The following is a 26341-nucleotide window of genomic DNA, read 5'->3' on the forward strand; positions in this document are numbered from 1 at the left end:
GGTCTGGGGGCCACAGGGTAACGGTCCCCGAGCACGCCCGTCGATAGTGCCGACCGGGCGACGCGGAGGGCGCAGCGGGTGGGCACGCCTAGACCGGGTAGCCCCATTCGGCCAGTGGCTTCTCCAGCGAGCGTTCGATCGCGGCGAGCTGCGTCGGGCTGAGTTCGTCCCGGTACGCCGCCGCCCGGCCCGGCGGAAAGTCGTACCGGGAGAAGCCCTTGTCGAACGCGGGGGACCAGGGCAGCCCCAGGAAGTCGAGCATCCGGCCGACCTGTTCACGGGGGTGCTCGACCAGGTCCTCGTAGCGCACGTCGAGCCACTGGTCGGCGGGGTGCCGCAGGCGGGCCTGCGCGAAGGCCTCCATCAGCATCTTCCAGCCCAACGCGGCGAGCACCGGGAAGGACCTCCCCGACTCGAACCACTCCTCCCGCAGGTCGGACGGGAGCGGGCCGTAGATCCAGTTGTCCGGGCCCCGCCAGCCGTCCCACCAGCCCATCTGGAGCCAGGAGTTGGCCACCGCCCGGCCGTCGCGCACCACGTTGACCACCCGCAGGTCCGGGTACGCGGCGTGCAGCAGGCCGGTACGCGGCCAGCCGGTGACGTGCTGCACCAGTTGCTGGCAGCCCTGCCGGGCGATCCGCTGGTCGAAGAAGGCCCGCAGCCGCCGGGCCACGAAGGGCGTCAGGTCCTCGGCCACCAGGTCCCGGCATGGGCGGGAGAAGCCGCCGAGCACCTGCCGGTCGAGCAGGTGGTACGCCTCCGACGGCGCCACCCGGAGCCGGCCCCGCTCCAGCAACCGCCGGCTGTGTCGCAGCGAGGTCATGCCCGCCGGGCGCGGCGCCGAACGCCGGTAGAGCGTCCCGTTGAACCGGCCCTTGAGGTTGAGCCGGGCGAGCTTGTCGTCCAGGCCGGAGACGAAACCGACCTCGGGGTGCCGGGAGAGCAACTCCTGGACCAGGGTCGAGCCGCAGCGACCGGTGCCCACCACCAGTGAGAGCATCGTTCAGCCTTCCTGCCGGGTAGCGGGTGACGAGGGGACGACGGGGTCCGGACGGGTCGTGGCGGCGGGAGGCGTGGCCGTCCGACGGCGTACCGGGTAGCCGAACCGGGACAGGGCCAACCCGGTCAGTCCGGTCACCACCGCGTACGCGCGGGTGGAGAGCCCGGTCAGCCACTCGGTGTCGGCGATCACGGGGACCAGGCCGGTCCGGTGCCGCGAGGGATTGCCGGCCACCGAATGGGTGGGCGCCAGTCGCGCCGTGTCCGGTGTCGGGAAGGGCAGCTCGTCCGCGGTCGCGCCGACGAACCGGACGATCCGTGCGGTGGTACCGGCCGGGTCGGCGACGAAGTCCTCGTAGCGCACCCGCAGATAGCGGTCGTCGACGGGCCGGCGACCCCACAGTCGTACGGTGGCGGTGTTCCATACCAGCCAGAGCAGGGCGGCCTTCCAGACCGGTGGCCGGCTCATCAACCGGTCGTCGGCACGCCCGTCCAGTGGGCGTCGCCGACGCCAGGAGTACGCGGTCGCCCGCGGGTCGCGGACCACGTGCAGGACGTACAGGTCGATGCCGGGCAGGGCACCGAGCAGGGCGCCGTACGGCGGCAACTTCGAGGAGTCGACGATGACCCCGTCGGGCCGGTCGGCGAGGGCGTGTTCGGCGATCGAGGCGTACAGCCGGGCCAGGTGCGTGTCGTCGGGGTGACCCGCGACCGGCCGCTGCCCCCGACGCCGTCGGCGCAGCAGCGCGGGCAGCCCGCGCAGGCGCAGCCGCTCGGCCAACCGGCCGGCGATCCCGGCCGGGTCGGCCCCGGCCAGGTCGGCGCGTACGCGAGTCCAGAGCGGACAGTCGACCAGTGGCGCTCCGCAGCCGCAGGGCCGGTTCTCCAGGATGCCCCGCCGCCACAGGTAGCGCAGCTCACCCGCCGCGAAGAAGCCCGGCACCTGCCCCAGGACGTTGGTGACCAGCGTGCTGCCGCTGCGACCGCTGCCGGCGAGGTAGAGCACCCGGACCGTGCTCACCGGGCCGCTCCCCCGCCGGCCGTCGCCCGGCTGGTCCGCCGCCGCGTCGGCAGCGCCTCGGCGGCCTCCTCGTACAGCGCGCGGATACGGCTCAGGTGCAGGTCTGGGGCGAACTGCCGGGCCACCTTCGCCCGGCCGGCCTGCCCCATCCGGTACGCCCGTGCGGGGTCGGCCAGCAGCGCGTTCAGCGCGTCGGCGAGGTCCGCGGGTCGGTCCGCCCCGACGATGCTGCCGTCCATCGTGGGGTCGACCAGCTCGGGGAGCCCACCGAGGTCGGTGGCGACCACCGGGACACCGCAGGCGAACGCCTCCAGCACCGCCATGGGCTGGTTCTCGTGCCACCGGGAGGGAACGGCGACCACCGTCGCCGACCGGATCAGCTCGTGCAGGCGCGGCTTGTCCAGGCGGCCGTGGAAGCGGATCCGGCCGGGCACCCGGCGCGCGGCGAGCGCCTCCAGGTCGGGTCGGGCCGGGCCGTCGCCGGCGACGTCCACGGTGACCCGGTCCGGCAGTGCGGCTACCGCCTCGACCAGCACGTCGACACCCTTCTCCGCAGCCAGCCGGCCGGCGAAGACGACACCGCCGCCGGGTGTCTCCTTGGCGGCGATGCCGCTCAGGTCGACGAAGTGGTTCACCACCCGCAGCCGGTCCGGGTACACGCCGGCGCGACGCATCACGTCGGCCAGGAACTCGCTCGGGCTGACGAAGACCTGCACCGGGTCGTACGCGTCGAACTGCCGGTGCAACCAGGACTCGACCGCGAGCAGGCCGCTGCGCGACAGCGATCCGTCCTTGCAGCGGCGGCGGGCCGCCTGCAGGGGGCCTCCGGTGACGCAGGCCTGGCAGGGGCGACCCCGGTCCAGCAGTTGGTAGCTCGGGCAGGCGAGCTTGTAGTCGTGCATGGTCAGCACGCACGGCACGGCGGCCGACCGCGCCGCGGCGAGCACCGACGGCGAGAGCTGGTGGTAGATGTTGTGCAGGTGCAGCACGTCCGGCCGGAAGTCGTCGATGACCCGGGCCAGCCCTCGGCGGCTCGTCGGTGACCACAGCATCCGGCCGGCGGCCATCGCGCGGGGCCGCAGCCCGCTCGGCGCCGGCTCCAGCTCCACTTCGGTGGGAAACCACTGCGCGTACGGCAGCGGCGACTCGTTCTCCGGGTGGCTCATACCGAAGTAGGCGACCGTGTCCCCCGCCGCCCGCTGCAGGTCCGCGAGGTCGAGCAGGTAACCCTCGGCACCGCCACGGCGGTAGAGGAACTTGTTCACATGCAGCACGCGCATCGACTCGGCCTGCTCACGTCGATCGGGCGAACCGGGCCCGGAGGTGACGACCGGGGTCTGCCCGCCCCGGTCAGGGCCCACCGTATGCAGGGCAGGTCTGCGAGTCCAGTTCACCTATGGCATGTACCTGAACGGTTGATCTTCGTATGCCCGTGCGGCCCGCGGCCTGGCTTCCCGCCATGATCTCCCGATAGCCTGGCTGCGCCGCCGGTCGTCCCCCGCTCCCACGGGGCCGGACCGGTGCCCGACCGAGGAGGACCCGTGGCAGCCGACGACGAGGTCTCCGCCCTCGCGTACACCGCGCGCCGGATCGGGCGGCATCTGCGCTGGGCACGCACCGAGGGGATCGGACGGCTGGTCGAGGAGGACCGCCTCGACCCGGTCGAGCGGATCGGCACCGCCCTGGCGAAACGACGCTGGCGCAGGCGGGCCAGCCGGGCACCCGGCTCGGCGATGCCGGTCTACCTGGTCGGTCTGCAACGATCCGGTACGAACATGCTGGTCCGTGGCCTGGACGCGGCCCCCGAGGTCGAGGTCCGCAACGAGAACGACAGCACCCTCTTCCACCGCTTCCAGCTCCGTCCGGACGCGGTGCTGACCGCCACGATCCAACGCAGCCGGCACGCGTACGTCCTGGTCAAGCCGCTCTGCGAGAGCCACCGTGTGGACGAGTTACTGGCCCTGCCGGGGCTGACGCCCGGCCGCGCGCTCTGGGTCTACCGCGACGTCGACGACCGGGCCCGCTCCGAGGTCGCCAAGTTCGGCGACGCCAACCTGCGGGCGCTGCGCGCCATCGCCGACGGCAGCATCGGCCGACGGTGGCAGGGGCAACGCCTCGACGCCGACGCCGTCGAGCTGATCCGGGCGCACGACCCGCAGAGGTTGGACCTGCACAGCGGCGCGGCGCTCTTCTGGTACGTCCGCAACTCGCTCGTCTTCCAGCTCGGCCTGGACCAGCGTGCCGACGTGCTGCTCTGCCGCTACGACACAGTCGTCGCGCAACCCGCGGCACAACTCCGGCGGCTCTGCGCGTTCCTCGACTTCCCCTACCGACCGGGGCTGCACGCGCACATCGCCCCACGCCAGTTCCACGACGCCGGCACGGCGGGCCAGGGGCCGTTGCCGATCGACCCGCGCGTCCGGGCTCTCTGCGACGAGCTGACCGACCGGCTCGACAGTCGCGCGGCCGACGCCCGGTCCGAGACGAAGGCGGCCGACCGTGGCTGAACCAGCGACCCGTACCGCGCCGATCTTCCTGGTCGGCTGTCAGCGCTCCGGCACCACGATGGTGCGCCTCGTCCTGGACTCACACTCCAGCATCAGCTGTGGCCCCGAGACCAGGTTCCTACCCGACCTGCGACGGATCGTCGGGCGGGACTGGGAACGGTTGGCCCGCTTCGGCTTCCCGCGCGAGGACTGGCTGCGCCGGATCCGGGACTTCTTCGGCGGCGTCCACGCCGACTACGCCGCCGCGCGGGGCAAGACCCGGTGGGCCGACAAGACCCCGCTGTACGCGATGTCGCTCGACTTCGTCACCGAGGTCTTCCCGGACGCCCAGATCGTGCACCTGATCCGGGACGGCCGCGACGTGGTGGTCTCGCACCGCAAACGGTTCGGCTACTGGTCCGCCGTCAAGTGCGTGGTGAAGTGGCCCCGCTACATCCGCGCCGCGCGGGCGGTCGGCGCCACCCTGCCCCCGGACCGCTACTACGAGCTGCGGTACGAGCAGGCGGTGACCGAGCCGGAGAAGACGATGCGCGGGCTCTTCGAGTTCCTCGGCGAACCGTGGGAGGACGGCATCCTCGACTACGACAGCAAGCAGCACGACGTGGCGCAGAAGTACACCACCGAGGCGGAGAAGCGGCGGGCCGCCGCCAGCGTGACCGCACCGATCTACGGCTCGCGGGTCGGCACCTACCGCCGCGAACTCGACCCGTTCCTGCGGCTGTTGGTCTGGGTCTTCTCCGGTCCGACCCTGCGCTCCCTCGGCTACCGGTGAACCGCTCCCGCCGGCTGGGCGCGTTCGCCGCGGCCCTCGTCGCCGCGCTCCTGGTCACCGCCGGCTGCACCGCCGGCGGCGACGATCCCCCGGCGGCCCCACCGAGCGCCGGCACCCCATCTGGTACGCCCGCGCCGGGACGCGCCGCCAACGGGGTGAGCAACCCGTTCGGCGCGCACTGGGACTGGTCGCGTTACCAGCAGTTCGCACCGTACCTGCGGCGGATCGCCGGGTCGGCGACCTACGAGGAGATCTCCTGGTGCGAGATAGAACGGACCTCGGGGCAGGTGGACTGGGCCGGGTTGGACGAGATCGCCTCCCGCAGTCGGGAGTTGGGCATCACCCTGCACCTGAAGATCCGTACCGGGGTGTGCTGGGCGACCGGTGGCACCGCGCGCCACACCCGGGGAGCGGCGAACAAGACCGAGTCGGCGATGCCCAGCGACCTCGCCGCGTACCAGCGGTTCGTCCGCTCGGTGGTGCAACGCTACGGCCCGTACGGGGTACGCGAGTACGCCATCGAGAACGAGGTCAACGCGCCGAGTTACTGGGCCGGCAGCCCCGAGGACTACGTACGGCTGGTCAGAGCCGCCGCCGAGACGATCCGCGCGACCGACCCGCAGGCGCGGGTGGTGGACTCCGGCATCAGCAGCGTCGCGTACGGCATGGGTGTCGCCGACCGGCTGGTGCGCGCCGGTCGGGCACCCGAGGCGGTCGCCGCCTACCAGGCGTACTTCCAGCGCCGGGTCGGCACCAGGGGGCAGCAGATCCCGGCGGTCACCGGGGCGGCGCAGCTGGTCAAAGCGCTCGCCACCGAGACCAACAGCCGCAGCCTGCGGTTCCTGGCAGCGACCGAGTCGCTGTTGGCCGACCGCACGGTCGACGTCCGGCAGGTGCACTTCTACGAGCACTTCAGCGGGGTCGCGCCGCTGCTGGACTACCTGCGCGCGACGACACCGGCCGGCACGCCGATCCAGGCGTGGGAGGTCGGACAGTTCTGGCGCGACGGCGACGGTGACCCGGCCAGCCGGGCCGCCGAGATGGTCAAGACGGTCACCCTGCTGGCCGCCGGGGGAGTCGGCGAGATCAGCTGGTTGCCGTTGGCGTACAACCCGAACAACGCGGCCGGCAGCGAGGTCCGCTACGGCCTGCTCGACCCGGACGGCACCGAACGCGAAGCCGGCCGGATGTTGGCGAGCCTGGCCGACGCGGCCCGGGACGCCACCCTCACCCCGTTGCCGGCCTCGGTGGCCGACAAGCTGCACGGGGTGGCCTTCGTCCGTGGTGGGTCGAGCACGTTGGTGCTCTGGTCGGCGTCGACCACGCCGGTGACCGTGCCGGCGACGGGCGCCCGGAGCGGGGCGGTGGGTGCCCCGCTGCGCGCGGCCGGTGCCGGCACCACCGTGACCGACGTCCCCGTCCTGCTCCACGCCGACCAGCCGGTCGACCGCATCCTCGCCGCCGTGCGCTAGAGCCTGGCCTCGTCCGCCCCCGGCGGCGGTGACCGACGGTCACCGCCGCCGGTCGACGCCGTGCGCTAGCCGGGCCAGGGGTCGGTCCAGCCGAGCAGGGCGGCCAGGCGGGCGTTGTGGGGCGCGAAGTACACGCCCAGCCGGTCCCGCAGCTCCGGGGTGAGCTGGGAGGTGCCCCGGTCGACGCGACGGGTGTGCCGGGTGAACGCCTCGGGTGTGAAGGCCGGCAGGTCGAGGAAGTCCAGGATCGCGCCGTACGTGCCCGCCGGGTCGGCGTGCAGGTCCTCGGTGCGGGCCAGGTGGATCCGTTCCCGGGGGACGTGCGCGAACCACCGCTCCAGCTGCTCGGCGTAGCGGCCCCGGGCGACGTACGAATAGTTACGCAAGGCCCGGTGCGCGGCGGCGCTGTCCGGGCCGCCCCTCGTCGCCCGGGCCAGCCGCTCCTCCTCCGCGTCCAGCGCGTCGGCGAAGGAGAGCGGCTCGACGCCGTACGAGCGGGTGTGCAGGTAGTGCGAGTACGCCCGCTGCACGGGATCACGCAGCAGTGCGACGAAGCGGGCCTGCGGCAGGGTCGCCGCGACCCGGGCCGGCACGCTCGGGTGGAACAGGTAGTAGGGGCTCGCCTCGAACGTGCGCTCGTCCGGGGAGAGGCGTGGGAAGTGCCCCCGGTACCAGCGCGCGCCCCGACCATGGTGGACGCTGAAGTACTGCAACTCCTTGCCGGTGGCCACCCGCACCCCGGGATGCGCGGCGAGGTGGTGGTACAGCGAGGTGGTGCCGCACCGCTGACCGCCGATCACCAGGAAGTCGGGCAGCGGGCCGGGCTCGCCCGGTCGCGCGGCGCGTGCCCACGCCCGCGCCGTGCGGACACCCCGGCGCAGGTGGTCGGTGACCTGACGCCGAACGGGCGCGCTCACGAGCCGGCCCCGCCGGTGCCCGCACCCACGGGCGGGCCGGCGGCGGCGCGGCGGCCGCCCCAGCGGGTCACCGAACGCAGCACCATGACGTCCTCCCGACTGAGCCCGAGGGCGAGCACCCCGGCGCAGTACGCCCCCACTATCGCGGTCAGACCGACCGTGAGCTGCGTGACCCAGCCCTCGACCAGCCACCGCACACCGAACCCGACGGCCAGCGCGACCAACGCCGCGACCAGGCCCTTGAGCATCCCGGTCGTCACCGGCACGGTGTGCACCTGCGCGCGCACCTGCCAGACCCGGGCGACGTTCACCGCCGCCAGCGAGACGGCCCAGGCCACCGCCGCGCCGAGGATCCCGTACGCCGGGATGAGCCACAGGTTGAGCAGGACGTTGAGCACCAGGGCGGCGAGGTTGTCGACCATGTTGACCGAGACCCGGCCGGACATGTTCAGCAGCGTCCCGCACGGCCCGGTCGCGGCGTTGACGAGTTGGCCGAGCGCCAGCACGACAGTCACCGCCGCACCGCCGGCCAGACCGGGCCCGCCGACCAGCCGCAGCAGCTGTTCCGGGAAGACCAGCAACGCCACGAAGGCCGGCAGCGACAGTCGGAGCACCCAGCCGGTGGCGACCCGGTAGATCCGGCGGACCTCGTCCAGCCGACCCTGGTGGTAGAGGTGCGCCAGGTACGGGCCGAACGAGGCGTTGACCGGCGCGAGGACGAACACCGCGATCGTGACCAGCCGGGTCGCCACGTGGTAGACGCCGATCGCGTCGGCGCCGTAGTCGAAGAACCCGAGCAGCAACGCGTCCATCCAGATCAGCCCGGTCGAGGAGAGCGAGGAGACCCAGCTGACCGTGGAGAAGCGGAACAGCTCTCCCGGCCGGTACGCGGGCCGGACGGCCGGCACCCGGCGGACCATCCGGGCCAGCGCCACGAGAGCGAACGCGGCGGCGCTCCAACTCGCCACGACCAGGGCCCAGAACGCGCCGGTCAGGCCCGCCCCCACGGTGAGCGCCAACGCGGTGAGCACCAGCCGGGCCCCCGGCTCGTAGACCTGGCCGATGAGCGCGTAGGCCCGTTGGGTGCGCCAACCCCGGGTGGCCGCGAGGGCGGCCTCGCAGACGGTCGAGGCGGGCAGGCACAGCGCGACCAACCGCAGCCCGGTGGTGAGCTGTGGGTCGTGCAGTGCCCCGGCCAGCCACGGCGCGCCGACCGCCAGACCGACCGCGATGACCGTGGACGCCACGGCCGAGATGCCGATCCCGAGGCGGATCGCGCCCCGCATCGCGGCCGGATCGTCGTCGACGAGGTGCACCGCCACGAATCGGGTCAGCCCGGCGCGGAAACCGGAGAGCGAGAGTAGCCCGAGCAACGACAGCACGGCGTAGACCTGGGCGTACCGGCCCAGCTCGCGTACCCCCAGTACGCGGGCCAGCAACAACATGACCAGGAAGAGCGCCACCTGGCTGAGCACCGCGCTCGCCAGGTTCAGCATTCCGCCGCGCGCCATGCCGCGTACCTGCTGGTCGCCGGCCTCCGGCGGGGCCGGCGGCCGGCCGGTCAGCTCGCCTCGCACCTGGCGGCCCGTTCCCGGGCGGTCACGGCCGTGCCGCGGGCACGGTCTGCGCCGGCACCAGCGGCTCGGCCGACGGCGGGTCGCTCGGGGCCGGCGCGGGTGCCGGGCGAACGGCCAGGCGTGCCCGCGAGAGCAGTTCGAGGACACCCACCAACAGCACTCCGAGCAGCAGTCCGGCGCCGCCCACCGGCAGGGCGGTGCGCACCAGCTCGGCCATCCGGCTCACCTCGTGCGCCTCGCCGATGCTCGTCACCTGCTTCGGATCGGCGGCCTGGGCCTGGGCCCGGGCCGCCTGCAACCCCTCCCGCGCCTGGGACAGCGCGCCGGTCGCCGCGTCCCGCTGGGCGAGCAGGGCCTGGTAGTCGGGGAGTTTGGGCCCCAGCTCGTCGAGCTTCCTCTGCGCGGCGGTGATCGCGGCGGCCGCCGCGTCCGCACCCCGGCTGTTGCCGACCGCCTGCATGGACAGCTGCTGCTGCCGCAGGCTGGTCAGCTCGCTCAGCGTCGCCTGGTAGATGCGGTCCGGCTGGGACACCTTGTTGGCCTTCTCCCACTCACCGATCGCCTTGGTGGCGGCGGTGACGTCGGCGTTGGCCGCCTCGACCTCGCCGGTGGCGATCCCGACCTGGGAGGAGAACAGGAAGGCGAGCGCGCGGGTGGTGGTCGCGCTCAGCACCGGCGCGACATTCGTCCGGTCACCGGCGGTGTACGTCACCTCCAGTTGGCTGCTCGCGCCCACCTGGGTGACGGCGAGGCCGTCGCGCAACCGCTCCGCCGTCACCCCGGTGTCACCCGCCACGTCGGCGAGGACCCGGGGTGAGGTGACCGCCGCGCCGAAGGCCGCGACGAACTGGTTCGCCGCCTGCGTCCCGGTGTACTGCGTCCCGGCCGCTCCGCCCACCAACGCCGGTGCCGCCACGTACGCGGTGCCGCTGTACTGCTGTGGTGCGAGCAGGACGATTCCGGCCGCCGCGCCGGTGGCGAGCAGCGGCACCCCCACGAGTACCCAGAGGCGCCGCCGGGCGACCCGCAGGTAGTCGACGATCTCCACTTTTTCCCCAATGCTGTCGTTCACTCAGACCGGGACAGACGTGCTTCGCGGCTGCTCGCCGGCCAGGTTCGGAGCCGGGTGGCGGGCGATCGCACTGGCCGCCGCGGCGAACGCGACGAAATACCAGAGCGTAACCACATTGGAAATGACGTTGGACGCTGCGCTGATCGCCACGAACGCGATGGCACAACCGGCGAATCCGACAGCGACGCCCCGCTCGAAGCTGCCCGGCGGCGCCCGCCGCAGCGCCCTGTGCGCGGTGTGCAGGAAGGCGAACAGCATCATCAGGTACGCCCCGAGACCGAGCAACCCGGTCTCGACGTACGCCCGCAGGAAGTCGTTGTGCGGCTTCTTCGCCTCGTCGGTCTCGCGCTGCGTCATGTTCGGACCGATGCCGGTGGCCGGGTTGCGGTCGGCCAGCGTGACGATCTCGGTCCAGTAGCCGATCCGCCACGCCAGGGTGTTCCCGGTCGGGTCTCCGCCGACCGATCGTGAGGTGCCGAGTTGGGCGAACCGCTCGCCGACGGCGGGCACCAGGGCCACCCCGGCGACCGCCACCACGCAGAGGGTGACCAGCATCCGCTTGCTGCGGTGCAGCACCGCGACCACGGCCAGGCCGATCGCCGCGCCGAGCAGAGCGCTGCGGGTGTTGGTCAGCAACAGGAACAGCAGCGAGAGCCCGAGCAGCACGCCGAGTGTCACCCGCAGGCGGCGACCCAGGAAGCGGTACACCGCGAACCCGAAGATCACCATGAACATCAGGTAGCGACCGAACGTGGTCGACTGGCTGAACGTGCCACTGATCCGGGTGAAGTCGCCCTTCACCTCGGCCGGCGGGCTGCCCAGCAGCGACAGGACGACGGTGTAGCCGAGCGCCAGCACCAGCGAGACGTAGCAGGCGAGCAGGACCCGACGGACCGCCGCGGTGTCTGGCATGAGCTGCTCCAGCACCACGAACATCGCCACCACGGTGAGGATCCGCAGCGCCTCCAGCAGGCTGTTCGCCGGCCGGGTCGCGCCGAGGGCGCTGACCACGCTGCTGGCACCGACGAGCAGCATGGCCCAGCCCAGCGGAGAGCCGCGCAACCGGCCGTGCCGGCTGAGCTGCGCGGCCAGCCAGAGCCCGGCGGCGAGGAGGAACAGCACCGCGAGCAGAGTGGACGGGTCCACCGCCCGGGCCGCGCCGGCGGAGTCGGCCTGGCCGGCACTCGGCCCGGTGAGTTTGAACAGGTCGACGCAGGAGCGGACCGCGAGCATCAGCAGCACGTACCCGGAGAAGCGGGTCAGCGCGAGGACGGCCACCGCGACGCCCGCGACCGCCGCGAGTGGCAGCACCATGCCCTTCCGGTCACCGGCCGCCATCGAGACTCCCGCGACCACCGCCACGACCGCGGCGGCCAGTGCCGCGCCGCCGGTGAGCAGGCGGGTCGGGGCGAGCCGCTTGGTCATGAGCGGAGTGACCTGCTGCGTGTGTTGTTCCACTGATCCCACTGAACCGAATCGACACTGCCCGGCCGCTGCCGGGCGCGGCCAACCGATGTCCTCCCGGCACAAGATCGGTTCAATCTAGCCCGGTCACCTCCACGGAAGAAGGGGCCGTTGCACCGACTGTCGGTCCCCCACAGGGCTGAGCCGACGTCGCACCGACGAACGGGCCGCACGGTCAGTCGGTGGCCGTCGGCAGTCGTGCCCTGGCCCGCCGTCCGGTCGCCGGAACCAGGCTGAGGTAGAGGCGCTCCAACTCGTGGGCGGCGGTGTCCCAGCTGTACATCTCGGTGACCCGGTCACCCAACGCCTTCGCGCCGGCCCGCTCCCCCGCCAGGTCCGCGAGCAGCGCCGTCAGGACCCGGACCAGGTCGTCCTCGTCGCCGTCGCGGAACAGCCGCCCTCCAGCGGCATCCGACTCCAGCACCTCCACGTGCGGCGCGATGTCGCTGGCGACCACCGGAAGCCCGTACGCGGCCGCCTCCAGCAACGTCAACGGCAGCCCTTCCAGGCGGGACGGCTGGACGAAGCCGGCGGCGTTGGCGTACAGCTCGGCGAGCAGCTCTCCGTAGGCGAACCCGGTGAAGACGATCCGGTCGTCTCCCTCGGCGGCACGATGCAGCTGCTCCACGTAGTCGTCGGTGAACGACGAGCCGCCGACGATCGCCAGCCGCATCCTGGTGTCGGTCCGCCGAAAGGCCCGGATCAGCAGGTCGGCGGCCTTCTCCGGGACCAGCCGGCCGACCAGCAGCAGATAACCGCCGGGGGTCAGCCCGAACCGGTTCCCGATCTGACGGCTCGGCGCCGGCCCTGCCGGGTTGACGCCGTTGGGGATGTAGGTCGTGGGCCGACCGAACCGGGTCTCGTAGTGGGTGGCGAGCCCGCGGGAGACCGCGACCCGCTGGTGCGGGACGTAACCGCTGAGCCAGTGCGCGCTGCCCAGCACCGTACGCGCGACGAGCCCCCACTTGGCCCGCTGGTTGTCCAACCCGTGCACGGTCAACACCACCCCCGCTCGGGAGAACCAGCGGGGCACCGGCGCGACCAGGGCCGGCCCGAGCCCGTGGTAGTGCACGATGTCGGGCCGTCTGGTCATCGCCGCCACGGTCGAGGTGGCCGCGTGCACGATGGCGTCGAGGTGCTTGCTCGCGATGGTGTGCACCTCGCGCAGGCGTACGCCCCGGTAGTCGTCGGCCGGCATCTTCCCGTAGCTCCGGCGGCAGTAGACCGTGACCTCGTGCCCGAAGCCGGCCAACCGGCTGGCCATCTCCTCGACGTGCCGTTCGATGCCGCCGTAGGTCGCCGGCATCCCCTTCTGCCCGATCATCGCGATCCGCAGTGGACGCCAGGCGGTGCCGGTGTCGGCGACGCCCGCTCGGGACTGCCGGGCGGGGACCACCCGCTGCCGGGGTATCGCAGGGATTCCGGCGTGCTGGTCCGCTTCCTCGGCCTGCAGGTCGGTATGGGCCACGATGACTCCCTGCGTGACTAGGTGCGCGCCCGCCACCCGGGCAGATCAACACCTTGCCACGAACGGGCCCGTTCGCCAGCTGATCAACTAGACAAAAATTCATCCATGGGATTCGTTAGACAGGGAATGTCATCCAGATGACATCGAGGTGGACCGTGATGGCACCGAGGGCGCGACCTCAGCGGGTGGCCGGCTCACCCTGCTTGAGCACCTTGCTCCGGCCCCTCAGCAGGGTCAGCGCGACGGGGATCGCCACGGCGACACCGACGCCGGTCCACAGCAGCGGGTTGGTCCGCAGTTCCATGGGCAGTTGCTGGACGAGGACGAGGACGCCCATCACCACGACGAACCAGCCGAACGACTTGCGCAGGACGTCGGCGGGGATCCGACCGGCGAGCCGCCCACCGGCAACGCTGCCGACGATGGCAGCGACGGTGACCGCTGCCGCGAGGTTCCAGTCAATGCTGACGCTGGACAGGTAGCCGGCCAGGCCGGCGAACGACTTCATCGCGATGACCACCAGCGAGGTTCCGACCGCGACCGGCATCGGCAGGCCACCGAGCAGGGCCAGGGCGGGCACCACCAGGAAGCCGCCGCCAGCGCCGACCAGGCCGGTCACCAGTCCGACCACCAGACCGTCGAGGATCACCCGCAGCACCGGCAGTTCGTGCGGCACTGCCCTGCCCTCGGCGTCGCGCCGACCGCGAATCATCGTGACCGCGGTGGCCAGCATCATCACGGCGAACCCGGTGAGCAGGAACCCCGCCGGGATGAACCCGGCCAGGCGTCCGCCGACGTAGGCACCGATCATGCCGGCGAAGCCGAAGATCAGGCCGGTACGCCAGCGCACCCGGTTGGCACGAGCATGCGGAAGGACGCCCACCACGCTGGTGGCGCCGACAACGAGCAGCGAGGTCGCGATGGCTTCTTTCGCGGGCAGCTCGGCGACGTAGACCAGCAGTGGCACGGCGAGGATCGATCCGCCGCCGCCGAGCAGCCCGAGGCTGACGCCGATCAGCACGGCCAGGCCGATGGTCAGCGCCAGGGTCGGTGTCACGCGCGTTCACCGGTGCTGCCACCCAACTGGCCGACGATGGTGTCCAGGTCACAGTTGGCGCCCCGGTTGTACGGCAGTCTGCCGAGCAGCATGCCCATGGCGCAGGTGTTGGTGACAGCGGCGAAGGTGAGGCCGGCGCCGATGAATCCGGCCACCCACTTCAGCTGCGGCACGAACACCGAGCCGAGGACGCTGACCAGCACGATCGAGCCGGCGACGAGGCGGACCTGGCGTTCGAGGTCCCACCGGGGGGCACCCCGCCTGATCGGCGCGTTGGCCGCCTGCCAGGCCATGATGCCGCCGTCGAGGACCTTCAGGTTCGGCAGACCGACGCCGGCCAGAGTCTGCTCCGCCTGAGTGGCGCGGGCACCGGAGCGACAGACCAGCACGACGTCCTCGTCCAGGTGGCGGCGCAGCTCTTCACGGTGCTCCTTGAGCAGGTCGAGCGGCACGTTGTAGGAGCCGGGGATGTGCGACGTCTCGAACTCCGCCGGGGTACGCACGTCCAGCAGGCGCGGCGCATGGCCGGAGTCGATCAGCTCCCGCAGCCCGGTGGCATCGACGGTGGCGGGGCGGGTGGTCTCGGAAGCGTTCATTTCTCCTCTTTCACGGGCAGGTCGCAACACACATGGCAGGGGGTATCCGGCCGACACCTCGACGGCGTCGGCCGGTGGTCCGTCCTGTTCGGATCAGGCGCCGGTGGCCATCGCCACGCCGGCGCGCCCGGCCTGGTCGAACGTGTCGTCGATGACGACCACCTCGCGGCCGGCGTTCGCCAACAGCGACGCCGCCGCGGTGGCCCGGTAGCCGGAGCCGCAGTGCACCCAGACGGCGCCGACCGGTACGTCGGCCAGCCGCATGGGCAGTTCAGGCAGCGGGATGTGCAGGGCGCCGTCGATGTGGCCGGTCCGCCACTCGTTGGTCATTCGCACGTCGAGGACCACGTCCGCGGCAGGGAGGCCGGCAGGAACATGCCCGGCGCGGGCCGCAGCGAGGGTCACGAAGTCGGACATCCGTAGCTCCCGTAGCTGACCGGGCTCGGCTGCCCACCGCTCCACCTCGCCGGTGACCTGCGCGGCCGGGCGGTCGATGCCGATCCGGACCAGCTCCCGCTGGGCATCGGCGACCTGTCCCGGGGTCTCGGCGAGCAGGGTGATCGGCACTCCCCAGTCGATCAGCCAACCGAGCCAGGTGGACATCGGGCCGTCCAGTCCGAGGCTGACCGTGCCGGCCACGTGCACGGCCGCGTACGCCTTGCGGTGCCTCAGGTCCACCACCCACTGCCCGTCGGCCATCCGCTCGCGCAGTTCCGCGGCGTCGGCGCGGGTCACCGGGGTGAGGTCGACCGGGGCCGGCCCGGCCAGGTTCGCCACGCCCATGTGGGCGTAGTACGCGGGGTAGGCGTCGAGACCGGCGAGGGTCTCCGTGACGAAGTCCTCTGCGGCCAGCCTCAGGACCTGGTTCTTCGCCTTCTCCCGGCCGATCGTCGACTCCGGGGCGTCCGATTGACTGGCTGAGCAGAAGCTGCCGAACCCGTGCGTCGGCCACACCTCGGCCCCGTCGGGCAGCAGATCCGCCAGCCGCTTCGCCGAGGCGTGCTGGTGGTGGGCCAATTCGTGGGCGTACTGCTTGCCGAGCAGGTCGGTGCGGCCCGTCGTGCCGAACAGCAGTGATCCGCCGGTGAAGACACCGGCCGGCCGCCACTCGCCGTCGATGGCCTCGTCCAGCACGTACGACAGGTGGTGGAAGGTGTGACCCGGCGTGGCGAGCACCCGCAGCCGTAGCGAGTCGGAGACGGCCACCTGGTCGCCGTCGGAGACGCGGGTCCGCTCGAAGCCGACCTCGTCGGCCGCGGCCACCAGATAGTGGGCGCCGGTGATCCGGGCGAGTTCCAGCCCTCCGGAGACGTAGTCGTTGTGGATGTGTGTCTCCACGACGTGGGTGATGCGGACGCCCAACGCCCCGGCGAGGTACATCACGCGGTCGATGTCGCGCTGGGGGTCGACCACGATCGCCACCCGCCCGTCGGAGGCGAGGTAGCTGCGATCGCCGAGGGATGACGTCTCGACGATGGAGACCTGAACTGACATGTCTACTCCTTCATGTTCGACAAAGCGTGCATACCCCGGGGGGTATGCACACGGCACACTGGTGCCAACTTCTCCACTTGCACGGCGCCACCCCCACCCACGCCGCGGCTACGGCGTGGGTGGTCTAGGGACCTGCGTCAGGCGAGGGCCAGGAAGAGCTTCTCCAGCTCCTCCTCGGTCATCTCGGGCTCTTCGCCACGGTCACGCGCCGCACCGCAGTGCCGCATCCCCGAAGCGATAATCTTGAAACCCGCCCGGTCGATCGCTTTGGACACCGCGGCGAGCTGGGTCAGCGCCTCGCGACAGTCCTGGCCGCTCTCCATCATCTCGATAACCGCGTTGAGCTGACCTCGAGCCCGCTTGAGCCTGGTCAGCGCATCCGACGTCATCTCCGGTCGTAGTTTCATCGACGCCTCCTCCGTCCGAGCATACCCCCGGGGGTATCGGTTTCGCCAACCATTACCCGATCGACCCCGCGTGCAACTGGCCACAGCCGTACAAGGCCGACGAGCCCCGGCCAATCCCCTGAAGGATCGGCCGGGGCTCGTCGTGTCGAGCTGTCAGGCGATGTCGAACCGGTCGAGCTCCATGACCTTGGTCCAGGCGGCCACGAAGTCCGTCACGAACTTGTCACGGGCGTCCTGGCTGGCGTAGACCTCGGCGAGGGCACGCAGCTGCGAGTTGGAACCGAAGATGAGGTCGACCGCGGTGGCGGTCCACTTCACCTCGTCGGTGGCCAGATCGCGGATCTCGTACACGTGCTCGTCGGACTTCGACGCGTTCCACCGGGTGCCCGGGGACAGCAGGTTCGCGAAGAAGTCGTTGGTGAGCACGCCCGGCCGGTCGGTGAGGACACCGTGCTGGGTGCCGCCGGTGTTGGCACCGAGGGAGCGCAGACCGCCGACGAGGACGGTCATCTCCGGCGCGGTCAGGTTGAGCATGTACGCGCGGTCGACCAGCAGCACCTCCGGCTGGGTCTTCTCACCCGGACGCAGGTAGTTGCGGAAACCGTCGGCGCGCGGCTCCATCACGCGGAACGACTCGGTGTCGGTCTGCTCCTGGGTCGCGTCCGTGCGGCCCGGGTGGAACGGCACCGTCACCTCGACGCCGGCGTCACGCGCCGCCTTCTCGACGGCGGCCGAACCGGCCAGCACGATGAGGTCGGCCAGCGAGATCTTCGCGCCGCCGGCCTCGTTGAACTCCCGCTGGATGCCCTCCAGGGCGCCCAGGACGGTCGCCAGCTGCTCGGGCTGGTTGACCTCCCAGTTGCGCTGCGGCTCGAGGCGGATCCGCGCGCCGTTCGCGCCACCGCGCTTGTCGGTGTGCCGGAAGCTCGCGGCGGACGCCCAGGCGGTGGAGACCAGCTGGGCGGTCGTCAGACCGGACTCCAGGACCTTCGCCTTGAGCGCGGCGACGTCGGCGTCACCGACCAGCTCGTGGTCGACGGCCGGCACCGGGTCCTGCCACAGCTGCGGCTCGGCCACCCACGGACCGAGGAAGCGCTCGACCGGGCCCATGTCGCGGTGCAACAGCTTGTACCACGCCTTGGCGAACGCCAACGCGAACTGGTCCGGGTTCTCCAGGAAGCGGCGCGAGATCTTCTCGTACGCCGGGTCGACGCGCAGCGACAGGTCGGTCGTGAGCATCGTGGGCTTGTACTTCTTCGACGCGTCGAACGGGTCCGGGATGATCTCCGCAGCGTCCTTGGCGACCCACTGCTTGGCACCGCCGGGGCTCGTGGTGAGCTCCCACTCGTAGCCGAACAGGATCTCGAAGAAGCGGTTGCTCCACTGCGTCGGCACGTCGGTCCAGGTCACCTCGAGACCACTGGTGATCGTGTCGCCGCCCTTGCCGCTGCCGTGGGTGCTCAGCCAGCCGAGGCCCTGCGCCTCCAGTGGGGCACCCTCGGGCTCCGGGCCCACGTGGTTGTCGGCGACGCCGGCGCCGTGGGTCTTGCCGAAGGTGTGGCCACCGGCGATGAGGGCGACGGTCTCCTCGTCGTTCATCGCCATCCGGCCGAAGGTCTCCCGGATGAAGTGCGCCGCGGCAGCCGGGTCCGCGTTGCCGCGGGGGCCCTCCGGGTTGACGTAGATGAGACCCATCTCGGTCGAGCCGACGCCGGGCGCCATCTCCTTCTCGGAGGCGTAGCGCTCGTCGCCGAGCCAGGTGTCCTCCGGGCCCCAGAAGATCTCCTCGGGCTCCCAGGCGTCCTCACGACCGAAGCCGAAGCCGAAGGTCTTGAAGCCCATCGACTCCAGGGCGACGTTGCCGGCCAGCACGAGCAGGTCGGCCCAGGAGATCTTCTGGCCGTACTTCTGCTTGACCGGCCAGAGCAGCCGACGAGCCTTGTCGAGGTTGGCGTTGTCCGGCCAGCTGTTCAGTGGGGCGAAGCGCTGACCACCGTCGCCGGCGCCACCGCGGCCGTCCTCGATGCGGTACGTGCCGGCGGCGTGCCAGCTCATCCGGATCATCAGGCCGCCGTAGTGGCCGAAGTCGGCCGGCCACCAGTCCTGCGAGGTGGTGAGCACCTCGACGATGTCCCGCTTGAGGGCCTCGACGTCGAGCTTGGCGAACTCCTTGGCGTAGCTGAAGTCCTCCCCCAGCGGGTTGCCCTTGGACGAGTGGGCGTGCAACACCGAGAGGTCGAGCTGGTTGGGCCACCAGTCCCGGTTGGTGCGCGGACGACCGCCGGTCTTCGGGGTCGGCGAGTCGATCGCCGGGTTCTCGCTCTCGCTGCCGTGCGCGGTCACCGAGTCGTGCGCCACCGGGCAGCCGGCCGCTGCCTTCTGGTCCACGCCCTGCGCACTGGTGGGGCCGTTGTCCTGGGTGTCGCTCATGTACTTCCTTCCGAGCTTGCGGATCTCTGGGGCGTACGGTCGGTCGCGCAGTCGGGGCAGATGCCCCAGTAGACGACCTCCGCCTCGTCGATCACGAAACCGTGGTCGACGGGGGCGGTGAGACAGGGGGCGTGACCGACGGCGCAGTCGACGTCGGCGATCACGCCGCAGGAGCGGCACACGACATGGTGGTGGTTGTCCGCGACCCGGGACTCGTAGCGGGCGGTCGCACCGGCTGGCTGGATACGCCGCACCAGACCAGCGTCGGTGAGCACACGCAGCACGTCGTACACCGCTTGGTGGGAGACCGTCGGATGATCCGCCCGCACCAGCGCGATCACGGCGTCGGTGCCGACGTGCGGGTGGTCGCGCAACGCCGCGAGCACCGCCAGTCGGGGCCGGGTCACCCGCAGCGAGGCGGCCCGCAGTTGCGCCTCGAAGTCGGACATCACCTGCCGAACACTAGCCCACTTTTCTGGAACGAATCAAGTTTTGCCGGGGTCCGCGCGCCGCTGTGGCGAAGGATTCACCCGGGTCCTCCGCGATAGTAGAAATAATCCGGACGGCCATGTCGAGAACCGACACCTGGCTTCGTCCCCGGGGTGAACGCGACCGCGACGGGTCGCACACCAGCGTCGAGGAGACATCACCATGGCCAAGTACCTGCTGCTCAAGCACTACCGCGGCGCCCCCGAGGCGGTCAACGACGTGCCCATGGACCAGTGGGCGCCGGCGGAGGTCTCGGCCCACATGCAGTACATGCGCGACTTCGCGGCCCGACTCGAGCAGACCGGCGAGTTCGTCGACGGTCAGGCACTCGCCCCCACCGGGACGTTCGTCCGCTACGACGGCGAGGGTCGCCCGCCCGTGACCGACGGCCCGTTCGCCGAGACCAAGGACCTCATCGCCGGCTGGATGGTGATCGACGTCGACAGCTACGAGCGCGCCGTCGAGCTGGCCGGGGAGTTGTCGGCCGCCCCGGGCGCGGGCGGCAAGCCGATCCACGAGTGGCTCGAGCTGCGCCCGTTCCTGACCGAGCCCCCCACCATCACGGAGTGAACGAGTCCCTGCTCCGGGGCCTCACCCCGAGCGTGCTCGGCATCCTCGTCCGCCGCGGAGTCGACTTCGCGGCGGCCGAGGACGCCGTGCAGGACGCGCTGGTCGAGGCGGTCCGCGTCTGGCCGGCCGACCCACCTCGCGACCCGAAGGGCTGGCTGGTCACCGTGGCCTGGCGCCGCTTCCTCGACGCGACGCGGGCGGACGCGGCGCGCCGCCGACGCGAGGACGCCGTGGACGAGGAGCCGCCACCCGGACCCGCGTCGGCGGTGGACGACACGCTGTGGCTCTACTTCCTGTGCGCCCACCCGTCGTTGACGCCGTCGTCGGCGGTCGCGCTCACGCTGCGCGCCGTCGGTGGCCTGACCACCCGCCAGATCGCGCACGCCTACCTCGTCCCCGAGGCGACCATGGCGCAACGCATCAGCCGGGCGAAACGCACCGTCTCCGGAGTGCGGTTCGACCAACCGGGCGACGTCGCGACCGTCCTGCGCGTCCTCTACCTGGTCTTCAACGAGGGCTACTCCGGCGACGTCGACCTCGCCGCCGAGGCCATTCGGCTCACCCGGCAGCTCAAGGCTGCGATCGACCACCCCGAGGTGGCCGGGCTGCTCGCCCTCATGCTGCTCCACCATGCCCGCCGCGCCGCCCGGACCGCGCCCGACGGGAGCCTGGTGTCCCTGGCCGAACAGGACCGCGGCCGGTGGGACACCACGTCGATCGCCGAGGGCGTCGCGATCCTCCAGGCGGCTCTCGCCCGCGACCGACTCGGCGAGTTCCAGGCCCAGGCCGCCATCGCGGCACTGCACGCCGACGCGCCCGCCGCCGAGGAGACCGACTGGGTGCAGATCGTCGAGTGGTACGACGAACTGGCGCGCCTGACCGACAGTCCGATCGTCCGGCTCAACCGCGCGGTGGCCGTCGGCGAGGCCGACGGCGCGCGTGCCGGTCTCGCGGCACTCGCGGCGCTGGACGAGTCCCTGCCCCGCTACCGGGCGGTGGCCGCCTACCTGCACGAACGCGACGGCAGCGTGGCGACGGCCGCCCGGCTGTACGCCGAGGCGGCCCGGGAGGCTCCCAACCTCGCCGAGCGCGACCACCTGACCCGCCAGGCCGCGCGGCTCAACGCCCTTCCGCCCCGCTGACCGGCGTCCGACTCCCCCGCTCCCTGGCGGTCATCGGATGATTACGGTCCGGAAAGTGTCCGGAAGTTTTCGGTCGCCCATCCTCGCGCCGAGAACGATCATCACGGCCACCAGCAGATTCCGGCCAACGCAGATCGACTATTGACCTGGATAGACATCCTCCTGCGCGAGTTCACCGGCCATCGCAGGCCTACCGCCATGTTTCCGAAAATTGTTGACAAGGCGACGACCAGGTTAATACCGTCGCCATCGACGGCGCTCAATTACCGTCGATGGCAGTCACCGCGACCCATTCCTCCGGTCGTCGTGCAGGACGACCGACCAACCACCACCACAGAGCGGCACGACGACAGTGGCCGTCACCGGGCCACCGGCACCCTGCCGAGACGTGCCGCGTTGCTGACCCCCGGGCCAGCCGTCACGAGGAGGAAACACGTACATGAGCGACACCAGCCACATTCCCATCGCACCATCCAGGCGTGGCCGCCTGCGGCTGCTCCTGGGCGCCGCGTGCGCCGCCGTCCTGGCCGTGACCGGCACGATGACGGCCACCAACGCGTACGCCGAGGCGGATCGCACGCTCACCTCGAACCTCACCGGCACCCACAACGGGTACTACTTCTCGTTCTGGAAGGACAGCGGCAACGCCAGCATGACGTTGCGTGCCGACGGCCGATACACCAGCAGTTGGGACAGGAGCACCAACAACTGGGTCGGCGGCAAGGGTTGGGCCACCGGCAACCGACGGACGGTCACCTACTCGGGCAGCTACAACCCGGGCAACAACAACACCTACCTCGCCCTGTACGGCTGGACGCGCAACCCGCTCATCGAGTACTACGTGGTGGAGAACTTCGGCACCTACAACCCGAGCAGCGGCGCCCAGCGGATGGGCACGGTCACCACCGACGGCGGCACCTACGACATCCTCCGCAGCCAGCGGGTCAACGCCCCGTCGATCGACGGCAACCAGACGTTCTACCAGTTCTGGAGCGTCCGCCAGCAGAAGCGCTCGAGTGGCACCATCACCACCGCCAACCACTTCGACGCCTGGGCCCGCGCCGGCCTGAACCTCGGCAGCAACCACAGCTACCAGGTGATGGCCACCGAGGGTTACCAGAGCAGCGGAAGCTCCGACATCACCGTCCGGGAGGGCAGCGGCGGCGGCAACCCGACCACCCCGCCCACCACCGGCAATCCGGGGACCGGCAACTGCAACGCGACGCTCTCCGCCGGCCAGCAGTGGGGTGACCGGTTCAACCTGAACGTCGCGGTCAGCGGCACCAACAGTTGGGTGGTCAGCCTCGGTCTCAACGGCGGTCAGAGCATCCAGAACAGTTGGAACGCCTCGGTCAGTGGCACCAGCGGCACCGTCACCGCGAGGCCGAACGGCAACGGCAACAACTTCGGCATCACGGTCATGGCCAACGGCAACTGGACCTGGCCGACGGTCACCTGCCGCACCGGCTGAGCCGACGATCAACCCCTGACACCACCTCTGGCGTGGCTGCCCCGGCCGCCACGCCAGACTGGTCTCGCTAGGACGCGTTCACGTCCGACTCCTCCGCCGACGGCTTCTTCGTCGGGTCCGCCACCGGCTCCCCCTCGGGCTCCTCCTCGGGTTCCTCCGAGGGCGTCTCGGTCGGCTCCGCCGTCGTTCCACCCGTCGGGGCTGCCGTCGGGTCCGTTGGTGCGCTCGGGGACGAGGTGGGCTCGGGCGCACCCCCGGTGCTACCGCCGGGCGGCGTCGACTGGCCGGCCGTCCCCGCGCCGGCCGAGCCGCTGGGCGTCGGGGTCGGCGAGCCGCTCGCGCGGACCGGCAGCCCCGCCGAGCCGCGGCTGTCCGGATCACCGCCGCCGACACCCGGGCCGGGCTCGGGCTGCGCCGGCACCGTTGGCGACACCGCGGGTGGCGTCGACGGTTGCCCGGGCCGGCCCGGCATCATCCCGGTGGGATCGGCGAACACCAGGACGGCGGCTGCGGCGGCCATCGACCCGACAACAGCCGCGAGGACCTTCGGCCCAGGGCCGCCCGACCGCTTCGCCGCGCTGCCGACGACCGACCGCCGGACCTCCGTACGCCCGACCGGCGCTCCGACGACGGTCCGCAGCAACTGGTCGGACGAATCCGCGAGTGTCTGCGCCGCCGCGGCCATGGCCGCCGCCGTCGGGAAGCGACGAGCGGGCTCCTTGGCCATCGCGGTGGCGACCAACCGCTGGACCGCCTCCGGAACGTCCTCCGGCAGCGGCGGCGGCTCCTCTTCGAGATGCCGCAGCGCCACCGCGACAGCATTGTCGCCCTGGTGTGGAGGCCTACCGGCGAGGCAGTGGTAGACGACCGCCCCCAACGCGTAGATGTCGATCGACGGCGTGGTCTCGTTCCTGGCGACCTGCTCGGGTGCCATGTAGAGGGCGGTGCCGACGACCTGGTTCGTACCGGTCAGGCTCGCCGCCTCCTGCGTCACCGCGACGCCGAAGTCGACGAGTACGACGTGCCCGTCCGGCTCGATGACCAGGTTGCTGGGCTTGACGTCGCGGTGCACGACACCGGCGTCGTGTGCGGCCTGAAGCGCACGGGCGGTCTGCGCGGCGATCGACATCGTCTCGGCCACGTCCAGTCGGCCGACCTCGGCGATCCGCTCCGACAGGGGTTGCCCCTGCACACACTCCATCACGATGTACGCGAGAGCGTCGGACCCGGACACCTCGCCGTAGTCGTAGACCTGGGCGACCCCCGGGTGACGCAGGGCCGCCATCGCCCGGGCCTCGCGACGGAACCGCTCGCCGAAGCCGGCGTCGGTGACCAGCCGAGGTTGCAGCAGCTTGACCGCGACGCGGCGGTCCAGGGTTTCGTCGACCGCCCGCCAGACGTCACCCATCCCACCGCTGGCGATGCTCTCGACCAGACGGTAACGGTCTCCGACGACTTGCCCCACAATCGGCATGACCCTTTCGGTACCCCGGTCTGCTCGATCTCAAGCACCGGGATGCCCCGTTGTGTCGCAGGTCCGTGTCGGAGCGGACCGTCGCGGCTGGTCAGACGGTGATGACGACCTTGGCGCGCGCGTGCTCGCCTTCGAGGTACCGCATCGCCTGGGGCACCTCGTGCAGCGGGTAGCTCCGGTCGATGACCGGGGTGAGGCGGCCGGTTTCGGCGTGGGCGCGGAGCGTGTCGAGGTGCTGCCGACCGGGCACGGCCGTGAGGACGACGATGCGGTGCCGGACGAAGGGCGCCAGCAGCCGCCCGCGCGCGATCAGGCCGATCGGTCCGATCAGGCTGCCTCCGCGGTACACGCCCCCGCCGGAGAGCACCAGCGTCCCGGTCGGGGTCAGCACCCGCCGGAGCGCCCGCAGGGAGCGGTTGCCGACCAGGTCGAACACCACGTCGTAGCGGCGGGCGTCGCGGGCGAAGTCGTCGCGGGTGTAGTCGACGACGTGCTCGGCACCGAGGGAACGGACCAGTTCGACGTTACGGGTGCTGCAGACGGCGGTCACGGTCGCGCCGAGCGCCGTGGCCAACTGGACCGCGAGAGTGCCGACGCCGCCGGAGGCACCGTTGACCAGAACGCGGTGACCGGGCTCGACCGGCCCAGCGCCCAGACCCAGGAGCGCGGTGACGCCGGCCAACGGCAGGGCGGCGGCCTGCTGCGGGGTCAGGTTCGCCGGTTTCGCCGCGACCAGACTCTCGTGCACACACACGTACTCCGCGAACGCGCCGTTGGCGTCACCGAGGTCACCGAAGACGGCATCGCCCGGGCGGACCTGCCGAACGCGGGCGCCGACGGCCTCGACCCGGCCGGCGAAATCCCGGCCACGAATGCGCGCCCGGGGCCGGGACCGCCCCAGCGCCAGGCGCGCCATCCGGGGATCGCCCCGCATCGCATGCCAGTCGTACGCGTTGAGTGCGGCGGCCTCGACCCGCACGAGCACCTCGTCGGGGGCGGGCACCGGCGTGTCCACGTCCGCGAGCGTGAGCGTTTCGGGTGGGCCGTACCGGTCCTGGACGATCGCCTTCATGGCTGCACCCCTCCCTAGGTGTACGGCGTACACCTGACAGGGACAACGGTAGGTGTACGCCGTACACCCGTCAAGGGGATTAGGGTTTCGGTTGTCCACGGACGACGAGGAGCGAGATGGTCGAGCAGGCGGATACGCTGCCCCGCACGCCGCTGAGCAGGGACCGGGTCCTACGCGCCGCCGTCGCGCTCGCCGACGAGGCCGGCATCGAGTCCCTCAGCATGCGCAATCTCGCTCAGGACCTCGGCGTCGTGCCGATGGCGCTCTACAAGCACGTGGCCAACAAGGACGAACTGCTCGACGGCATGATCGACGTGGTCGTCGGCGAGATCGGCGCGCCCGAGCCCGGCGTCGACTGGAAGCGTGCGATCCGCGGTCGCGTCCTCTCGGCGCGGGAGGTGCTGCGGCGCCATCCGTGGGCACCGCTGGCCATCGAGTCGCGGAACATGGCGACGCCGGCCATCCTGGCCTACCTCGACTCCATGATCGGGACGTTCCGGGCCGGCGGATTCTCCGTCGATCTCACCCATCACGTGATGCACGCGATGGGCAGCCGGATCCTCGGCTTCAGTCAGGAACTCTTCGACGCCGACCGGAGCGCCGGTCGGTCCGGCAGGGCCGACCCGGCCCCACCGACGGCCCTACCACCGGAGATCGCGGCCAGGTTCCCGCACGTCGCGGAGATCGCCATGGCGGCGTCGCACGACGACGAATCCGTTCTCGGGCAGGGCTGCGACGACCAGTTCGAGTTCGAGTTCGCGTTGGACCTGCTCCTCGACGGCATCGAACGGCTGCACCGACATGGCTGGGCACCGCCCCGCCGGCCTGGCTGAGACGTCCGCACCGGCGAGCCGACCCCGCCGCTTCCGA

Annotated in this window: 23 protein-coding genes; 7 read left to right on the plus strand and 16 right to left on the minus strand. The window is 71.6% G+C overall.

Annotated elements, in window-relative coordinates:
• Positions 1-88: 88 nt before the first annotated feature.
• From ABGB10_RS08950 to ABGB10_RS08960, 3 genes are read right to left on the minus strand one after another with little or no spacing between them, the layout of a single operon-like run.
• Positions 89-1000 carry a sulfotransferase gene (locus ABGB10_RS08950; RefSeq protein ID WP_347660388.1) on the minus strand — a complete coding sequence of 304 codons (912 nt, stop codon included), beginning with the start codon at positions 998-1000 and terminating at the stop codon, positions 89-91.
• 3 nt (positions 1001-1003) lie between these two features.
• Positions 1004-2020 carry a sulfotransferase gene (locus ABGB10_RS08955; protein WP_347660389.1) on the minus strand — a complete coding sequence of 339 codons (1017 nt, stop codon included), beginning with the start codon at positions 2018-2020 and terminating at the stop codon, positions 1004-1006.
• Complete coding sequence (locus ABGB10_RS08960) at positions 2017-3300, minus strand: glycosyltransferase family 4 protein (RefSeq protein ID WP_347660390.1); 1284 nt, start codon at positions 3298-3300, stop codon at positions 2017-2019. The genes ABGB10_RS08955 and ABGB10_RS08960 overlap by 4 nt, the downstream gene beginning before the upstream one ends.
• 261 nt (positions 3301-3561) lie before the next feature.
• Between ABGB10_RS08960 and ABGB10_RS08965 the strand changes: the two genes are divergently transcribed.
• From ABGB10_RS08965 to ABGB10_RS08975, 3 genes are read left to right on the plus strand one after another with little or no spacing between them, the layout of a single operon-like run.
• Positions 3562-4527 (plus strand): hypothetical protein, encoded by a 966-nt coding sequence (locus tag ABGB10_RS08965; RefSeq protein WP_347660391.1) that lies wholly within the window; start codon positions 3562-3564, stop codon positions 4525-4527.
• Positions 4520-5299 (plus strand): sulfotransferase, encoded by a 780-nt coding sequence (locus tag ABGB10_RS08970; protein ID WP_347660392.1) that lies wholly within the window; start codon positions 4520-4522, stop codon positions 5297-5299. The genes ABGB10_RS08965 and ABGB10_RS08970 overlap by 8 nt, the downstream gene beginning before the upstream one ends.
• Positions 5296-6771: a hypothetical protein gene (locus tag ABGB10_RS08975; protein ID WP_347660393.1), complete on the plus strand. Its 1476-nt coding sequence runs from the start codon at positions 5296-5298 to the stop codon at positions 6769-6771. Before ABGB10_RS08970 ends, ABGB10_RS08975 begins: the two co-directional genes overlap by 4 nt.
• A gap of 65 nt (positions 6772-6836) precedes the next feature.
• Here ABGB10_RS08975 and ABGB10_RS08980 read toward each other — a convergent pair whose 3' ends face one another.
• The 11 genes from ABGB10_RS08980 to ABGB10_RS09030 form a co-directional block, all read right to left on the minus strand.
• A complete protein-coding gene (locus ABGB10_RS08980) occupies positions 6837-7688 on the minus strand; it encodes a sulfotransferase (RefSeq protein ID WP_347660394.1) in 852 nt (283 codons plus the stop codon).
• Positions 7685-9265: a flippase gene (locus ABGB10_RS08985; RefSeq protein ID WP_347660395.1), complete on the minus strand. Its 1581-nt coding sequence runs from the start codon at positions 9263-9265 to the stop codon at positions 7685-7687. The genes ABGB10_RS08980 and ABGB10_RS08985 overlap by 4 nt, the downstream gene beginning before the upstream one ends.
• 22 nt (positions 9266-9287) lie before the next feature.
• The gene (locus tag ABGB10_RS08990) at positions 9288-10313 is read right to left on the minus strand and encodes a Wzz/FepE/Etk N-terminal domain-containing protein (RefSeq protein ID WP_347660396.1); all 1026 of its coding nucleotides are present in this window, start codon (positions 10311-10313) and stop codon (positions 9288-9290) included.
• A 24-nt stretch (positions 10314-10337) separates the two neighbouring features.
• On the minus strand, positions 10338-11795 hold the full coding sequence (locus ABGB10_RS08995; RefSeq protein ID WP_347660397.1) for an O-antigen ligase family protein: 1458 nt from the start codon (positions 11793-11795) through the stop codon (positions 10338-10340).
• 181 nt (positions 11796-11976) lie between these two features.
• Positions 11977-13269 (minus strand): glycosyltransferase family 4 protein, encoded by a 1293-nt coding sequence (locus tag ABGB10_RS09000; RefSeq protein WP_347660398.1) that lies wholly within the window; start codon positions 13267-13269, stop codon positions 11977-11979.
• Between the two features lie 178 nt (positions 13270-13447).
• On the minus strand, positions 13448-14326 hold the full coding sequence (locus ABGB10_RS09005) for a sulfite exporter TauE/SafE family protein (protein WP_347660399.1): 879 nt from the start codon (positions 14324-14326) through the stop codon (positions 13448-13450).
• Positions 14323-14922, minus strand: coding sequence for a rhodanese-like domain-containing protein (locus ABGB10_RS09010; RefSeq protein ID WP_347660400.1), 600 nt, complete (start codon positions 14920-14922; stop codon positions 14323-14325). Before ABGB10_RS09010 ends, ABGB10_RS09005 begins: the two co-directional genes overlap by 4 nt.
• A gap of 93 nt (positions 14923-15015) precedes the next feature.
• Complete coding sequence (locus ABGB10_RS09015; protein WP_347660401.1) at positions 15016-16416, minus strand: MBL fold metallo-hydrolase; 1401 nt, start codon at positions 16414-16416, stop codon at positions 15016-15018.
• A gap of 137 nt (positions 16417-16553) precedes the next feature.
• Positions 16554-16823, minus strand: a complete 270-nt coding sequence (locus ABGB10_RS09020; RefSeq protein ID WP_124858664.1) for a metal-sensitive transcriptional regulator — start codon at positions 16821-16823, stop codon at positions 16554-16556.
• Between the two features lie 153 nt (positions 16824-16976).
• Positions 16977-19253 (minus strand): catalase/peroxidase HPI, encoded by a 2277-nt coding sequence (gene katG / locus ABGB10_RS09025; RefSeq protein WP_347660402.1) that lies wholly within the window; start codon positions 19251-19253, stop codon positions 16977-16979.
• Positions 19250-19705 carry a Fur family transcriptional regulator gene (locus ABGB10_RS09030; protein ID WP_347660403.1) on the minus strand — a complete coding sequence of 152 codons (456 nt, stop codon included), beginning with the start codon at positions 19703-19705 and terminating at the stop codon, positions 19250-19252. The genes katG and ABGB10_RS09030 overlap by 4 nt, the downstream gene beginning before the upstream one ends.
• A 199-nt stretch (positions 19706-19904) precedes the next feature.
• On the opposite strand from ABGB10_RS09030, the gene ABGB10_RS09035 reads away from it, so the two are divergent.
• The 3 genes from ABGB10_RS09035 (at position 19905) to ABGB10_RS09045 (ending at position 22925) form a co-directional block, all read left to right on the plus strand.
• Positions 19905-20312 carry a YciI family protein gene (locus ABGB10_RS09035; RefSeq protein ID WP_347660404.1) on the plus strand — a complete coding sequence of 136 codons (408 nt, stop codon included), beginning with the start codon at positions 19905-19907 and terminating at the stop codon, positions 20310-20312.
• Complete coding sequence (locus ABGB10_RS09040) at positions 20309-21454, plus strand: DUF6596 domain-containing protein (protein ID WP_347660405.1); 1146 nt, start codon at positions 20309-20311, stop codon at positions 21452-21454. The genes ABGB10_RS09035 and ABGB10_RS09040 overlap by 4 nt, the downstream gene beginning before the upstream one ends.
• Positions 21455-21893: 439 nt before the next feature.
• Positions 21894-22925, plus strand: a complete 1032-nt coding sequence (locus ABGB10_RS09045) for a glycoside hydrolase family 11 protein (RefSeq protein ID WP_347660406.1) — start codon at positions 21894-21896, stop codon at positions 22923-22925.
• Between the two features lie 67 nt (positions 22926-22992).
• Here ABGB10_RS09045 and ABGB10_RS09050 read toward each other — a convergent pair whose 3' ends face one another.
• Both ABGB10_RS09050 and ABGB10_RS09055 read right to left on the minus strand, forming a co-directional pair.
• Positions 22993-24399, minus strand: a complete 1407-nt coding sequence (locus ABGB10_RS09050; protein WP_347660407.1) for a protein kinase — start codon at positions 24397-24399, stop codon at positions 22993-22995.
• 91 nt (positions 24400-24490) lie between these two features.
• Positions 24491-25471, minus strand: a complete 981-nt coding sequence (locus tag ABGB10_RS09055) for an NAD(P)-dependent alcohol dehydrogenase (RefSeq protein ID WP_347660408.1) — start codon at positions 25469-25471, stop codon at positions 24491-24493.
• A gap of 116 nt (positions 25472-25587) precedes the next feature.
• Between ABGB10_RS09055 and ABGB10_RS09060 the strand changes: the two genes are divergently transcribed.
• On the plus strand, positions 25588-26304 hold the full coding sequence (locus ABGB10_RS09060) for a TetR/AcrR family transcriptional regulator C-terminal domain-containing protein (RefSeq protein WP_347660409.1): 717 nt from the start codon (positions 25588-25590) through the stop codon (positions 26302-26304).
• The last annotated feature ends 37 nt before the right edge of the window (positions 26305-26341 follow it).

This window comes from Micromonospora sp. B9E7 (genome assembly GCF_039871815.1).
Taxonomy (GTDB): Bacteria; Actinomycetota; Actinomycetes; order Mycobacteriales; family Micromonosporaceae; genus Micromonospora.

What these genes read in the sequence shown, in the direction of transcription:
- ABGB10_RS09045 (WP_347660406.1), top strand. Translation starts at nt 21,894, where the DNA reads ATGAGCGACACCAGCCACATTCCCATCGCACCATCCAGGCGTGGCCGC.
- ABGB10_RS08950 (WP_347660388.1), bottom strand. Translation starts at nt 1,000, where the DNA reads ATGCTCTCACTGGTGGTGGGCACCGGTCGCTGCGGCTCGACCCTGGTC.
- ABGB10_RS09035 (WP_347660404.1), top strand. Translation starts at nt 19,905, where the DNA reads ATGGCCAAGTACCTGCTGCTCAAGCACTACCGCGGCGCCCCCGAGGCG.
- ABGB10_RS08960 (WP_347660390.1), bottom strand. Translation starts at nt 3,300, where the DNA reads ATGCGCGTGCTGCATGTGAACAAGTTCCTCTACCGCCGTGGCGGTGCC.
- ABGB10_RS09010 (WP_347660400.1), bottom strand. Translation starts at nt 14,922, where the DNA reads ATGAACGCTTCCGAGACCACCCGCCCCGCCACCGTCGATGCCACCGGG.
- ABGB10_RS09055 (WP_347660408.1), bottom strand. Translation starts at nt 25,471, where the DNA reads ATGAAGGCGATCGTCCAGGACCGGTACGGCCCACCCGAAACGCTCACG.
- katG (WP_347660402.1), bottom strand. Translation starts at nt 19,253, where the DNA reads ATGAGCGACACCCAGGACAACGGCCCCACCAGTGCGCAGGGCGTGGAC.
- ABGB10_RS09020 (WP_124858664.1), bottom strand. Translation starts at nt 16,823, where the DNA reads ATGAAACTACGACCGGAGATGACGTCGGATGCGCTGACCAGGCTCAAG.
- ABGB10_RS09050 (WP_347660407.1), bottom strand. Translation starts at nt 24,399, where the DNA reads ATGCCGATTGTGGGGCAAGTCGTCGGAGACCGTTACCGTCTGGTCGAG.
- ABGB10_RS09060 (WP_347660409.1), top strand. Translation starts at nt 25,588, where the DNA reads ATGGTCGAGCAGGCGGATACGCTGCCCCGCACGCCGCTGAGCAGGGAC.
- ABGB10_RS09015 (WP_347660401.1), bottom strand. Translation starts at nt 16,416, where the DNA reads ATGTCAGTTCAGGTCTCCATCGTCGAGACGTCATCCCTCGGCGATCGC.